The sequence below is a fragment of the Duganella alba genome (assembly GCF_009674495.1).
Lineage (GTDB): Bacteria > Pseudomonadota > Gammaproteobacteria > Burkholderiales > Burkholderiaceae_D > Rugamonas > Rugamonas alba.
Window position 1 is genome coordinate 55,578 of the sequence record NZ_WKJN01000008.1, and the last position, 13,141, is coordinate 68,718.

Annotated in this window: 9 protein-coding genes; 2 read left to right on the forward strand and 7 right to left on the reverse strand. The window is 66.5% G+C overall.

The features are described 5' to 3' along the window. Positions 1-29: 29 nt before the first annotated feature. The 7 genes from GJ695_RS10090 to GJ695_RS10120 form a co-directional block, all read right to left on the reverse strand. Positions 30-917 carry a hypothetical protein gene (locus GJ695_RS10090; RefSeq protein ID WP_154364311.1) on the reverse strand — a complete coding sequence of 296 codons (888 nt, stop codon included), beginning with the start codon at positions 915-917 and terminating at the stop codon, positions 30-32. A gap of 79 nt (positions 918-996) precedes the next feature. After that, positions 997-1,206, reverse strand: a complete 210-nt coding sequence (locus GJ695_RS10095; RefSeq protein WP_154357274.1) for a hypothetical protein — start codon at positions 1,204-1,206, stop codon at positions 997-999. A 43-nt stretch (positions 1,207-1,249) separates the two neighbouring features. Continuing rightward, positions 1,250-1,732, reverse strand: coding sequence for a putative metalloprotease CJM1_0395 family protein (locus GJ695_RS10100; RefSeq protein WP_154364312.1), 483 nt, complete (start codon positions 1,730-1,732; stop codon positions 1,250-1,252). 64 nt (positions 1,733-1,796) lie between these two features. Next, positions 1,797-2,942 (reverse strand): serine hydrolase domain-containing protein, encoded by a 1,146-nt coding sequence (locus GJ695_RS10105; protein ID WP_154364313.1) that lies wholly within the window; start codon positions 2,940-2,942, stop codon positions 1,797-1,799. A gap of 7 nt (positions 2,943-2,949) precedes the next feature. Continuing rightward, positions 2,950-6,846 carry an AAA family ATPase gene (locus GJ695_RS10110; RefSeq protein ID WP_154364314.1) on the reverse strand — a complete coding sequence of 1,299 codons (3,897 nt, stop codon included), beginning with the start codon at positions 6,844-6,846 and terminating at the stop codon, positions 2,950-2,952. Next, positions 6,843-8,069, reverse strand: coding sequence for an exonuclease SbcCD subunit D C-terminal domain-containing protein (locus tag GJ695_RS10115; protein WP_154364315.1), 1,227 nt, complete (start codon positions 8,067-8,069; stop codon positions 6,843-6,845). Before GJ695_RS10115 ends, GJ695_RS10110 begins: the two co-directional genes overlap by 4 nt. A gap of 66 nt (positions 8,070-8,135) precedes the next feature. After that, positions 8,136-10,772: a sensor domain-containing diguanylate cyclase gene (locus GJ695_RS10120; protein ID WP_154364317.1), complete on the reverse strand. Its 2,637-nt coding sequence runs from the start codon at positions 10,770-10,772 to the stop codon at positions 8,136-8,138. A 135-nt stretch (positions 10,773-10,907) separates the two neighbouring features. Here GJ695_RS10120 and GJ695_RS10125 point away from each other — a divergent pair, with 135 nt between their 5' ends. After that, positions 10,908-12,149 (forward strand): winged helix-turn-helix domain-containing protein, encoded by a 1,242-nt coding sequence (locus GJ695_RS10125; RefSeq protein WP_154364319.1) that lies wholly within the window; start codon positions 10,908-10,910, stop codon positions 12,147-12,149. Further along, positions 12,146-13,135 carry a DUF2804 domain-containing protein gene (locus GJ695_RS10130; protein WP_154364320.1) on the forward strand — a complete coding sequence of 330 codons (990 nt, stop codon included), beginning with the start codon at positions 12,146-12,148 and terminating at the stop codon, positions 13,133-13,135. Before GJ695_RS10125 ends, GJ695_RS10130 begins: the two co-directional genes overlap by 4 nt. The last annotated feature ends 6 nt before the right edge of the window (positions 13,136-13,141 follow it).

Genomic DNA, 13,141 nt, shown 5'->3' on the forward strand with positions numbered 1-13,141 from the left:
TCGCTATTATACCGGGCGCCGGCCCGCGCTTACGTCGATGCGGTTTGGACGGGCGCCGTGTCGCTTGCCGCAGCGGCTGCGGCATCGCTGGCGGCAGGCGTGGTTGCCGGCGCTTCGATCGTGGCCGGGGTGTCGGTGGCGCTGGTCGCCGCCTTGGCCTTTTCTGCGGCGGTGGGGGCGTTGTAGGTGTTGACGTCCTTGCTGTCGACCAGGTTGAGCAGGCGCAGCGACAGGCCGCGCAGCGTGTTGTGGTCGATGCCGTCGTCTGTCTTGCTGTTGCTGTTGCCGTTGGAGCCCAGCGCCGTTTGCAGGTCGCGGCCGATCAGCTGGAACAGGTCCGCCAGCGTGCCGGGGAAGTCGATGTTCGGCACCTGCAAGGTCGGCAGCGAGGCGGACGGCTTGTCGCTGCTGGACTGGTCCTGCGCCGGCTGGCTGGCCGCGTCGCTGCTTTGGCTGGCGGCGGCACTCAGTTCGGCGTTGTATTGGACTTCCACTTCAAAATCGAACTTGCGGCCGTCGGCGGTGGTGATGGTGCCTTTGCCGATGAAGTGCGAGCTGTCGGTCAGGCTGAAGGCCGCCGCGTCGCTGGTGCCGTTGGCGCCCTGGGTGTGCTGGTAGCCCACCGCCAGGCTGGAACTGGCTTCCAGGCTGGCCGAGTCGAAATCGATCGTCGCGCCCTTGGCGGCGTCGCCGAACAGCGCTTGCGTGAAGCTGTTGACGAAACTCTGGGCGAAATCCACCGTGGCGTTGCCCATCGAGGCGACGCGGCTTTCCAGGTCCAGCGACTTGGCGGACTGGCTGGCGGCAGGTGACGTGGCTTGCGTTTTTTGCAGGGCCGAGGTCTGGCTGTCGGTTTTCTGGTTGCCGGTATAGAGCGACGCCGGCGAGCGCGCACCCAGGTTGGAGATGATAGACATGGTGAATTCCGTGTTCGATATAACTTCTACAACTCTTTAACGGTATTCTGGATGAATACTTGAGGGTGCGGCGCGCAATTTAGTGGTGGTGGGTCCAGCCTTCCGGCGCGGCCAGGTAGGAAGCCACAGCGTCTTTCTGGCCGATGGCGTGGTGTTTCACTTCGCCGCAGGCGCAAATGCCCAGGTAAGGCTGAATGTGCGAGCAGGCCGAGACCTTTTGCAGGCGGGCTTGCACGGCCTTGGCGCATTTGACGCATTTGAAAGTGAGGGTGCGTGGTGCTTTTAACATGATTGCTCGATGACTTGAAAAGGCGAAGGCGGGATTTTATCACTCACGCATACACATTCACCGAGGACGTTGCGGCCGGCGCTACGCCATAGGCGTTGTCGGTTTTCTGCTTCGCCAGCTCGGCGCGGGCCTGGCTTTCCATCTGCTGCGCCTGGGCCGCCACCGCGCGGTCGGCGTCCGACGGTGCGGCTGGCGCCAGCGCCGCAGCCTGGATGGTGCGGGCGCGTTCGATGGTTTCTTCCGGCGTGGCGCCGGGCGAGGTGTCGATATTGACCTCGCCGCCGATGGCGTAATTGACGCCGTTCGGGCCGCGCTCATAGGTGAAGGAGGCGCCGGAGGTGGCCAGTCCGCCCGCCGCCGCCATGTGGGCCGCCTCGTGCTGGCGCACTTCGAGGTCGCGCGATTTGAGCTTGTCGAGTACCGCCAGCGCTTCGGGCGAGAGCTGGGTCGACGCCGTGGCTGCAGGCGGCGCAGCGCGCGTCGCCGGGCTGATGGCGTAACTGGAGGTGATGGCGCCGATATTCATGGGATGACAGGCCGCTGCCGTACATGTCCCTGAATGATAGCAAAAAAACAGCGCCGGGTCGTCGCTATCGGGCCACAGTGGCCACCACGGTGTGCAGCAGGCGATTGACCTTGGCGCCCATTTCGTCGGAACCGTAGTCGCCGGCGGTGACCACCAGCGTCATGTCCAGCTCCGGCACGATGAAGATGCGCTGCCCGCCGTTGCCGAAGGCGGCGTTCCAGGCCACGCGATGGTCCTTCCACGCCGCCGTGCCGGCCCACCACTGGTAGCCGTAGTGGATTTCGTCCGGCTGATCGCCGGGACTTTTGAAGCCGACGCTCAGGCGCGGCGTCAGCGAGGCGTCGATCCAGTCTTCCGCCACCACCTGGCGGCCGTTCCAGCGGCCGTGGTTCAGCATCAGCCGTCCCAGCTTGGCCATGTCGCGCGGCCGCAGGCGCAGGCCGGCGAACGAGGCGGGGCGGCCGCGCAGATCGGTCACCCATTGCCATTGCGTGATGCCGAGCGGCGCGAACAACTCGGTATTGGCCACGTCCAGCCACGGTTTGCCGGCGACGCGGCTGACGATGTCGGCCAGGATCAGGGTGCCGCCGCCGTTGTAGTTCCACACCGCGCCGGGCGCCGCTTCGATCGGGCGTCCCAGCACGTAGCGCACCGGATCGGATTTCCAGAACAGCCGCATCTCGTTGTTGGGCTGCGCGCCTTCGTCCCACTTCCAGCCGCCGCTCATGGTCAGCAGGTGTTCGAGGTTGATGGCGTCCAGCGCCGGCGAGCGCAGGTCCTTGTGTTCCGGGTAGTAGTCCAGCACCGGCGTGGCGAGGCTGGCGATTTTGCCCTGCTGTTTCTCGATGCCGACCAGCAGATCGATGACGCTCTTGCCGATGGAACGGGCGTCGTGCAGCGTGTCGGGGCCGAAGTCGATGGTCGGCGCGAACGGCGGCCACACGCCCAGTCCGCGCGCGATCGATTTGTCCTTGCCGCTGCGGTACATCTCCGCCACCAGCTTGCCGTGGCGTTCGATAATGATGCTGTGGATGTTGTCCTTGCCCCGGGCGATGGCGGTCAGCGTCATGCAAAGCGTGGTGGAATTGAAGCCGCTGGCTTCGGGCGTGCTCAGCTCCCAGCCGTCGGTCTGCACGGTGGGCAGGGCGCAGGAAGCAGCGCTGACCGACAAGGGAAACAGCAGGCAAAGGCCGAGACGCAAGGCACGCATGGCGTTCCTATTGAACGGTGATGGCGCTGCGGCCGCCGGCGGATGGCTGGACCAGGATCTTGGCAGAGATGCGCTCGGTCATTTCCTGCACGTGGGAGATGACGCCGACTTTGCGGCCCATCGCTTGCAGGCCGTCCAATGCGTCCATGGCCACGCGCAGGGTGTCGGCATCCAGGCTGCCGAAGCCTTCGTCGATGAACAGCGATTCGACGCGCACGCGGTTGGAGGACAGCGACGCCAGTCCCAGCGCCAGCGCCAGCGAGACCAGGAACGATTCGCCGCCGGACAGCGAGTGCACCGAGCGCATTTCGCCGCCCATGTCCTGGTCGCGTACCAGGAGAGCCAGGGATGGGTTGGCGTTGTTCTGGATACGCTCCAGCTGATAGCGGCGCGACAGGTGGTTCAGGTGCGCGTTGGCGTAGCCCAGCAGGACGTCCAGCGTGAATTGCTGGGCGTAGTTGCGGAAGCGTTTGCCGTCGGCGGAGCCGATCAGGTCATCCATGCGCGCCCAGCGCTGGGTGATGGTTTCCTGCGCTTCGATTTCGGCCAGCATGGATTGCGAGCGGTGGCGCTTGTCGTCGTCCTGCGCCAGCGCGAGTTGCAGGGCGGTGGCGTGGTCGTTGGCGGTTTTGCGTTCGGCCAGCAGGGCGTTGAGCGCGGCGCTGACGGCATCGATGGGCGATTCTGCCGACGCCGGCGGCTCGCCGGTTGCTGCGGTGTCTTGCGGTGCGTCGTCGGCCCACAGGTCGGCGGTCGCTGGCGCGGCATTGTCGGCGTGGCTGGTCTCGGCGTCGGCTGGCCGAGGTGCGGCGGGGATGCGTGACGGCGGCGCGGTCAGCTGGTGCTGTGCGCGCTGGCGCTGGCGTTCCTGCAGCACGGTGTTGGCCTGGTCGACGGCGCGGGCCAGCGCTTGCAGTGCGGCGCGTTCGGCGTCGATGTCGTCGAGACTGAGCGCCAGCAGTTCGCGCAATTGCGCCAGGTCTTGCAGGCCGGCGTCGGGCTGGCGCTGCTGGAAGGCGGTCAGCCAGTCGGCCAGGCGCGCGGCGGCGGCCGTGGCGGATGCCTGCAACGTTGCCAGGCGGTGGTTGGCCTGCGCGAGCGCTTCATCGCAGCGTGTTTTGGCCTGTGTGGCCTGCTGCGCGGCGGCCTGGCTGGCGGCGTAGCGGGCCTTGGCGGCGTCGATGGCGGCTTGCAGCGCGGTTTCCACGTCGCGGATTTCCCTGCCGCCCCACATGGCCATGCGCTGTTCCTGATTGGCCTTCAACGCCGTATCGGCGGCAGTGAAGGCATCGCGGGCGGCGAGGGCGTCGTGGCCGGTGCGGGCCAGCGTTTCGTTCAGCGTTTTCAGCTCGGCTTCGAAGGCCGCGAGGGAGGCGGCGCGTTCGTCATAAGCGGCGCGCTGCGCCAGCCATTGCTTGCTTTCGGATTGGCGCGCTTCGTAGAACCGCGCCGGACCGGACTTCCAGTCTTCCTTCCACTCCTCGCTCGGAATGTCGCCGCCGCTGAAGGCCGCATCCAGATCGGACAGAAGGGCGCTCAGTGCCAGCGCCACTTCGATGCGCTGGTCTTCCAGCGCCTTGTATTCGGTGTTCGATTGCGCCAGCGCGGTCTTGGCGGCGGCAGCCACGGTTTGCAGGCGCGTGTGCTCGGCGGCGGCGCGTTCGTAGGCGGTTTGCGCCTGATCGCGGGCGATGCGTGCCGCGTGCACTTCGCGCTCCTGCTGCTCGACGGCTTGCAGTCCCTTGTAGGCTTCGCCCAGCTGCGCGGTGAGCCATGCGGTGCGCTCGGCCTCCGCCGGCAGCGCCTTGACGTTGACGATGGCGTGCGCGGACCACGCGGCGGCCACGCGTTCCATCGCCTGCTGCACCGAGCGCTGCTCGGCGGCCAGCACGTTCAACTGGTCGGCGCTGGCTTGCGCGGTGGCGCGTTGAGCGGCTTGCTGGTTGACGTTGGCTTCCATCTGCTGGCGGCTACGCGCCACATCGCCTTGCAGCTCGCGCAGCATGGTTTGCAGGCTGTCGTCGTTGTGTCGGTAAGGATGATCCTTGGCGCCGCAGACCGGGCAGGGCGTGTCGTCTTCCAGCGTCTGGCGCAGCGATTCGACGCTGGCGGCGGTGGCGGCTTCCGCCAGCTTGAGCGAGCGTTCGGCCTGCGCGAAGGTTGCCAGGATGGCGATGCCTTCCTGCTGCGCGGCGGTCAGTTGCGCTTCGGCGGCCTTCATGGCCTGGCGCAGCTGGACCGATTGCGCCTCGATCTGGGCGTTGCGTGTCTGGCGCGACTCCAGGTCCAGCCAGATTTTCTCCGCGCCGGCCAGCAGGTCGCGGTGCTGTTCCCAACTGGTGCGCGATGCCTGCAACTGTTCGATCGAGTAGGCGGCGAGGTTCTGCGCGGCCTGCTGGCGCTGGAGGTCCAGCGATTGCAGCGCTTCGACGGCGCCGGCCAGCTTGGTGCTGGCGTCGGCTTCCTCGTCGCGGTGCATCTGCGCGTTGCGCTGCACGCGCGACAGACCGGCGTGCAGGCGTTCGGCAATCGCCGCCTGCTGGCCGGCCTGGACGAACAGCACGTCCCAGCGTTCCCATTGCTGCGCCAGCGCTTTCCAGTGCTTGTGCTGCTCCAGCCACGTGACGCCGGCCTGCTGCTGTGCGGCCAGGCGCGCATGCTCGCTTTGGCGCGATTGCAGCGCGGCCTTGGCGGCGGCGTCGGCATGGTCGGCTTTTTCGCAGGCCGCCGCAGCCTGGCGCCAGGCCGGCAGCATCGCTTCGATACGGGCGTCCAGCGCCTTGGCCTGGTCCAGTTGCGGCGCCGCCGCGCGCTGTGCTGCCTCGGCTTCCTGCTGGCCGGTGGCGACTTGCTGTTGCGCCGCGTTGGCCTGTTCCAGCGCCAGCGCGGCCTGCTGCGCATGCTGCGTGCTGGCGACGATGGCTTCCTGCGTGGCGGCGATGTCGGCGTCGATGCGGCGGATGTCTTCCGCCAACGGGCGGGCCTGCTGCACCGCGTCGATGCGCGCCAGGGCGGCGTGGCGCGGCGCGGCTTCTTCCAGCGCCGCCAGCGCGGTGACGCTGGCCTGCTGTGCGGCCTGTTCTTCCTGGGCCAGTCGCTCGGCTTGCTGATGCCAGCGCAGTTCCTGTTCCAGTTCCGCTTTCTGCTGGTCCAGCGCTTGCAGGGCGGTGCCGGCGTCGGTGCTCCTGGACGTCAGGTCCGCGCGCTCGTCGGTGCTCAACGGCTTCTGGTCGGCCAGGCGCAGATTCAGTTTTTGCAGCGCCGCCTGTTCCAGCTTGTTGCGCTCAAAGGCGCGGATCGAGATTTCAGAGTAGACGGTGCTGCCGGTCAGCGTTTCCAGCAGCTCGCCACGCTCGTTGTCCTCGGCTTTCAGGAAGGCCGAGAACTCGTTCTGCGCCAGCAGCACGGCGCGTGTGAACTGTTCGAACGACAGGCCGATGCGCTTCTCGATTTCCGCCTTGACCTCGGTCTTGGTACCGCCGATGGCCTGCAAGGCCGGCAGCAGATGCAGCGACATGGTGGTCGGCTGCAGGGCGCCTTCGGCCTTGGTGCGGGCGCGGCGCACGTTCCAGCGCGCGCGGTAGGAGGCGCCGTCGCTGCCGACGAAGTCCACTTCCGCATAGCCTTCCGCCGTGCCACGACGCAGCAGGTTGCGCGGATCCTGCGTGGAGACGGTCTCGTTGCCGACGTCGGCCAGGTAATTGCGGCCTACCACGCGCAACAGGCGCGGCGTGGCGTCGTACAGGGCCAGGCACAGCGCGTCCAGCAAGGTGCTCTTGCCGGCGCCGGTCGGGCCGCTGATGGCGAACAGACCGGTGGAGGCCAATGGCTCGGCCTCGAAATTGACGCTGAATTCGTCGGCCAGCGAAGCCAGGTTCTTGCCGCTGATTTTCAGGATTCTCATGGCAGCATCAACTCCGCAAACGCGCTCAGTTGATCGGCCGGCGCCTCGTTGCCGAAGCGCTGCGCATAGAGCTGCCGGAAGATGTCGTCGGGTTTCAGCTTTTCCAGCTGGTCCAGCGTCATCACTTCCTTGTCGATGGACGAGGCGCGGGCGGCGGTCGAGGTTTCGATTTTCGCCAGCCGTACCGGCTTGCCGTCCAGTGCCGCCTCGATGCGCGCGCGCAGGCCGGGTTCCGGCTGCTCCAGCAGCACGCGTACTTCCAGATACGGCTGCTGCTCGGGCGGCGCATCCGGCGGCGCCAGCTCGGCCAGTTCTTCCAGCACCTGCGTCAGCGGCGCAGGCCTGGACGGCACGCGCAGCAGCTCCACCGCGCGCGGCACCGGCACCGGCGCGATCTCGCGCACTGCGGCGCCTTCGAGGTCGATGCGCAGGATCTGGTGCGCGTAATTGACCTCGGCGAAGGACAGCGGCAGCGGGCTGCCGGAGTAGCGGATATGTTCCTGCTTGCCGACGTTCTGCGCCAGATGCAAATGCCCCAGCGCCGCGTAGGCGATGGCCGGATCGAATATCCCGGCCGGCAGCATTTCCGTGCCGCCGATGACGATGCGGCGCTCGGAGTCGTTGGACATCTGGCCGTCCACCATGTGGCAGTGGCCCATGGCGATGATGGCCTGGCCGTCCTGGCGCTTGCTCTGCGCCAGTTCGAAGGCCTGCCGGTAGAGCAGGGCGATGCCGGCCAGGTAGGGATCGGCGCCTTCGGGCAATTCGCCGCGCGGCACGTCTCCGGGAGGCAGGAACGGCACCGCCAGGCACCACGCCTCGACCGCGCCGCTGCGGCCGGTCAGCGGCAGCACCAGCGATTCGATGTCGATCTCGCCGTCGGCATTGCGCTGCACGGCGCCGATCACGCGCGTGCCGTGCGCTTCCAGCAGCGGACCTGGCGCATCGAGCCTGCCCGGCGAATCGTGGTTGCCGGCGATGACGATCAGGTTCAGGTGCGGCGCGCGTTCCCTGGCCTGTCGCAGGAAGCGGTACAGCTGCTTCTGCGTCGCGGACGACGGGTTGGCGTTATCGTAGACATCACCGGCGATCAGCAGCACGTCGGCCTGTTCGGCGACGATGGCGTCCAGAAGCCAGTCGAGGAAGCGCTGGTGTTCGTAATGACGCTCGAAATTATGCAGGGATTGGCCGAGATGCCAGTCGGAGGTGTGCAGCAGACGCATGAAAAAATGTGATGAAACAGCCGGAAAGCGCTCAATATAGCGCAAGCCGGCCGCACCCGGTTTGATTTATGCCGCGTTGCTCTCTGGTGGCGGGATCACCTGGCCGGCGCGGAAGGTGTTCCGGCCCGCCTGTTTGGCCTCGTACAGCAGGATGTCGGCGCGGTTCAGCAGTTCGGCGGGGCTGACGTCTTCGTCGCGGTAGTAGGTCAGGCCGATGCTGGTCGATATCGACACCACCGTGCCATCGAGGTCGAAATCGGCCTGCATGGCGGAGACGATCTTGGCGGCCAGCGCCGCCGCATCGTCGATGCGGTGGATGCGCTCCATGATGATGGTGAATTCGTCGCCGCCCAGCCGGGCGATGGTGTCGCTGGCGCGCATGGTGTGGGTCAGCCGCGCCGAGAAGGCTTTCAGCAGGGCGTCGCCGACCGCATGGCCGTAGGTGTCGTTGACCGGCTTGAAGCGGTCGATATCCATGTACATCACCGCCATCAGGTTGGCGTTGTCACGGCTGTTGGCCATGGAGTCGTGCAGCTTTTGCAGGAAACCGGCGCGGTTGGTCAGGCCGGTCAGCGCGTCGACCTGCGACAGCCGCAGCAAACGCTGTTTCTCGCGCTTCTGCACCGTGATGTCCTGGCGCATGACGTGGAAGCCGATCACGCCGACCCCGTCCTCGTCCATCTGCGGAATGTAGACCACCTCGTAGGTGCGTTCGATGGTGTCGCTGGTGTCGTCTTCCTCGAAGGTCAGGGTTTCGCCTTGCAGCGCCTGCAGCACATAGGGTTCGAGGAAGGCGTAGCGCTCCGCGCCCATGGTTTCGCGGATGCTGCGGCCCAGCACCGTGGGGCCGTTGCGGTTGAATTCCCGCTCGTAGGCGACGTTGTGGAAGCGGTAGACCTGCTCGGCGTCGATATAGGCCACCATGGCCGGCAGCGTGTCGGCGATGGTGCGCAGGCGCGATTCGCTTTCGCGCAGCGCCATCACGGATTTGCGGATGTGGGTGATGTCGTCCACCGTGCCGACATAGCCGTAGATATTGCCGTCGACGACCATGGCGGCGATCTTGAACGACACCCAGATGATCTTGCCGTCCGGGTGCACGCAGCGCAGCGTGTCCTGGAACGGGGCGCGGGTGCGGACCATGTGGTTCAGCGCCGACTTGAGCACCTCGCGGTCCGCCGGATGCACCGCGCGCATCCAGGCGTCGCCCAGCGCTTCCTCGCGCGTCAGGCCGGTGATGGTTTCAAAGGTGCGGTTGACGTAGGTGCAGTGGCCTGTGGCGTCGGCGCGCAGCAGGCCCAGTGGCGAGGCGTCGTTGACGGCGGCGAGTTCGGCCTGGTTCTTGCGCGCCGCCAGTTCGGTTTCCTTGCGCGAGGTGATGTCGCGCACGTTGACCGCCACGCCGTCGGTGATCGGCACGATCTGGTGGTGCAGCCAGTGGACGGCGGCGTTGGGCAGGAAGTCGACCGCGTATTCCTCTTCCAGCGGCTGACGGCTTTCCAGCACATGGCGGTATTTTTCGACGAAACCCTTGGAATGCAGGTCCGGCATGACCTCGATCAGGCGCTTGTCCTTGATGTCTTCGCTGCGGTAGCCCAGCAGCTGTGCGCCGCGTTCATTGAGGTCGGCGATGGTGAAGTCGAGGATCTCGCGCCGCGCGCCGCGCATGCGGCAGGCCTTGAACATGAACACCGCATCGAGGCTGGCGTCGGCGGCGGCGCGCAGCATCAGCTGCGCCTCGATCACCATGCTGGCGCTGCGGCGCAGGCGGTGCGCCTGCTGCACCAGCAGGTAGACGAACAGCAGCACCAGCGCCGAGGCGACGGCGGCGGCGCAATAATACATATTGCGGCGGCTGTAGAAGCGCGCCATGGCGGTGCCGGTCGGATTGCCGACCACCGCCGTCAGCAGGTAGCGCGGCATTTCGGCGTAGCCGTAGATGCGGTCGATGGCGTCGAACGGGCGCTTGAGCAGGAATTCCTCCGACGGCTGCGGCGCGCTGACCTGGGCCACGCGGAAGTCGATGCTGTCGCTGATGATGATCTGGTCGTCGATGCGGGCGGCCGACATGCCGTTCTCGCGGCTGATCAGCATCACCGCGCCGCCGCTGTCGACGTTCAGGCGGTCGTAGTCCTCGACGAAATAGGCCGGGTCGATCATCACCATGACGACGCCGGCGAAGCTGCCGTTGGCGTGGTTCAGGCGGCGCGAGATCTGGATCTGCCATTTCTTGGTGCGGCTGTCGATCACCGGCGTGGCCACCAGCGAGACGTCGGCCGGATTGCCGGCGTGTTTCCTGAACACCGGCTGGTGCTTCAGGTCCGGCGTGAAGTAGCCGTTCATGCTGTCGACGATGTGGCCGTTCTGGTCCAGGATGGCCATCGGCAGATCGAGCTTGGTCGGCAGCAGGGAGTCGAGCAGGCCGTTCTTGCGGGTGAATTCGGGCAGCCGCAGCGCGCCGTCGGTTTCCTCGTATTTGAGCTTGAACAGCTGGGTGGCGTGATCGAGCTGGCGCAGCAGGTGGTTGGTGTGCTCGGCCAGGGTGTGCGCCAGCGACTGGCTGTGCAGCACCGCCTCGTAGTGGGCGGTCTGCTGTTCCTGCCGGACCTGATAGGTGACGGAGGCCCAGGTAAAGATCAGCAGTGCCGCGCCGAAGGCGGGCAGCAGTATCGCGCGGTACAAACGACGAAAAAAATCCAGCATCTGGCAGCAGTCCTCATCGGTGGGCCGGGTGTTTGCGGTTATTCTGCACGGAAATATCGCTTTTGGCGTGAAAGCTGTGAAAAAAAACATATTCCGTTCACAGGCAATGTTGATTTCTTTATTAGAATAGCGGTCATGACTGAACCGATATTGAGCCTGTCCGCCGCGCGGGCGCTGCATCTGGCGGCGCAAGGGCTGTTGCAGCCGCGCCGCCGCAAGGCGCGCCAGGAAGACCTGCTGGCGGCGATCCGGCAAATGGGCGTGCTGCAGATCGATACCATTCATGTGGTGGCGCGCAGCCCTTACCTGGTGCTGTGGAGCCGCCTGGGCGACTACCCGCAGCCGTGGCTGGAGCAGGCACTGGCCGCCGGCGAGCTGTTTGAATACTGGGCGCACGAGGCCTGCTTCGTGCCGGTCGAGGACTACGGCCTGTATCGGCACCGCATGCTGGACCCGGAGGCCATGGGCTGGAAGTATTCGGCCACCTGGATGAAGGAGCGCCGCGCCGAGGTGGATGCGGTGCTGGAGCATATCCGCGTCAACGGCCCGACGCGCTCCTCCGACTTCGAACGCACCGATGGTCAGAGCGGCGGCTGGTGGAGCTGGAAGCCGGAGAAGCGCTCGCTGGAAGTGCTGTTCACCACCGGCGCGCTGATGATCGCCGCGCGCCACAACTTCCAGCGCATCTACGACCTGGCCGAACGCGTGCTGCCGCACTGGGATGACAGCCAGCTGCCGCACATGGACGAGGTGCGCCGCGCGTTGGTGCTCAAGGCGGTGAAGGCCATGGGCTGCGCGCGCGCGCCGTGGATCAGCGACTATTTCCGCACCAGGCCGCCGCGCCTCGATCCGGAAACGCTGGTGGCGCAGGGAGACCTGCTGCGCGCCTGGGTGGCGGACTGGGACGATCCGATCTACGTCCATCCCGACCATGCGGACCTGCTGGACAGCGCCGCCGCCGGCACGCTGGCGCCGACGCTGACCACCATCCTGTCGCCGTTCGACCCGGTGGTGTGGGACCGCCGCCGCGCGCTGGAACTGTTCAACTTCGACTACCGGCTGGAATGCTACACGCCGGCCGACAAGCGCAAATACGGCTATTTCACGCTGCCCATCCTGCGGCGCGGCCAACTGGTCGGCCGCGTCGACGCCAAGGCGCACCGGCGCGACGGCGTGTTCGAACTGAAGTCGCTGATACTTGAACCTGGAGCGCGCATCAGCGACCGCTTCACGCGCGACATCGCCGCCGCGCTGCAACGGCTGGCCGACTGGCACGCCTGCCCGCGGATACAGATCACCCAAGCCACGCCCGCCGCTTTCGGTGCGCAGCTGCAAGCCGCGCTGGACGCGGCCGAACCGACAAAGGAAGCCGCATGACCTTGCCCGCCGCCCCCGTCAGCCTGCTGGGCGCCGACGGCCAGCCGCTGTTTGGACGCTACGCCGGCCAGGTCGGCAATATCGACTGGAGCCAGCTGGCCCGGCCGTTTTCGCGCAGCCCATTGTGGCGGCGCTTCCACCACAAGCGCTGGCACTACGTGGCGCTGTGCACGGAAGAGGTGTTCTGCGCGGTCGCCATCGTCGATCTGGGCTGGATCAGCACCGCCTTCGCCTACGCCTTCGACCGCAAGGACGGCGACATGCTGGCCAACTTCTCGCAGGACGGCCTGCCGCTGGTGTCGGCGCGGCTGGCCAACCATGCGGGCGAATCGAGCAGCTTTAAACGCGGCAGCAGTCATATCAACATCGAGACCAACGGCGACGGCAGCTATGCGCTGACGCTGCGCTGCGATTATCTGGAAATCGACGCCGCCTTCGGCCCGTCGCCGTCGCCGCTGCTGCTGGCTACCGGGCCGATCGACAAAGGCTCGGTGCACGCGACGCAGAAATCGTCCGCCATGCCGCTGCGCGGCGAGGTGCGCACCTGGCGCGACGAATTCAAGCTCGATGGCGGCGTCGCCAGCTTCGATTATTCCAACGGCCTGTTGGCGCGCAACACCGCCTGGCGCTGGGCCTCGGCGCACAATGTGGAGCTGGGCTTCAACCTGCAGGCCGGTTATTTCGGCGGCCACGAAAACGCGCTGTGGCTGGACGGCGACCTGATCGCGCTGGCGCCGGCCCACTTCCTGTACGATAAAAAGGACGCGCTGTCGCCGTGGCACATCTTCACCGAGGACGATATGCTGGACCTGATCTTCACGCCGGACGGCGCGCGCCGCGACGACAAGAAGATGGTGGTGGCGGCCAGCCGTTATCTGCAGCCGGTCGGCACCTTCAGCGGCTGGGTGCGCGCCGCGCCGGACCAACCGAAACGCATGGTCACGCAGCTGATGGGCGTGACCGAAGACCATTCATCCCGCTGGTAGCCTGAC

Excerpts from the sequence above, each read along its gene's own strand:
- GJ695_RS10095 (WP_154357274.1), bottom strand. The coding sequence starts at position 1,206 with ATGTTAAAAGCACCACGCACCCTCACTTTCAAATGCGTCAAATGCGCC.
- GJ695_RS10130 (WP_154364320.1), top strand. The coding sequence starts at position 12,146 with ATGACCTTGCCCGCCGCCCCCGTCAGCCTGCTGGGCGCCGACGGCCAG.
- GJ695_RS10105 (WP_154364313.1), bottom strand. The coding sequence starts at position 2,942 with ATGCGTGCCTTGCGTCTCGGCCTTTGCCTGCTGTTTCCCTTGTCGGTC.
- GJ695_RS10110 (WP_154364314.1), bottom strand. The coding sequence starts at position 6,846 with ATGAGAATCCTGAAAATCAGCGGCAAGAACCTGGCTTCGCTGGCCGAC.
- GJ695_RS10120 (WP_154364317.1), bottom strand. The coding sequence starts at position 10,772 with ATGCTGGATTTTTTTCGTCGTTTGTACCGCGCGATACTGCTGCCCGCC.
- GJ695_RS10125 (WP_154364319.1), top strand. The coding sequence starts at position 10,908 with ATGACTGAACCGATATTGAGCCTGTCCGCCGCGCGGGCGCTGCATCTG.
- GJ695_RS10100 (WP_154364312.1), bottom strand. The coding sequence starts at position 1,732 with ATGAATATCGGCGCCATCACCTCCAGTTACGCCATCAGCCCGGCGACG.
- GJ695_RS10090 (WP_154364311.1), bottom strand. The coding sequence starts at position 917 with ATGTCTATCATCTCCAACCTGGGTGCGCGCTCGCCGGCGTCGCTCTAT.
- GJ695_RS10115 (WP_154364315.1), bottom strand. The coding sequence starts at position 8,069 with ATGCGTCTGCTGCACACCTCCGACTGGCATCTCGGCCAATCCCTGCAT.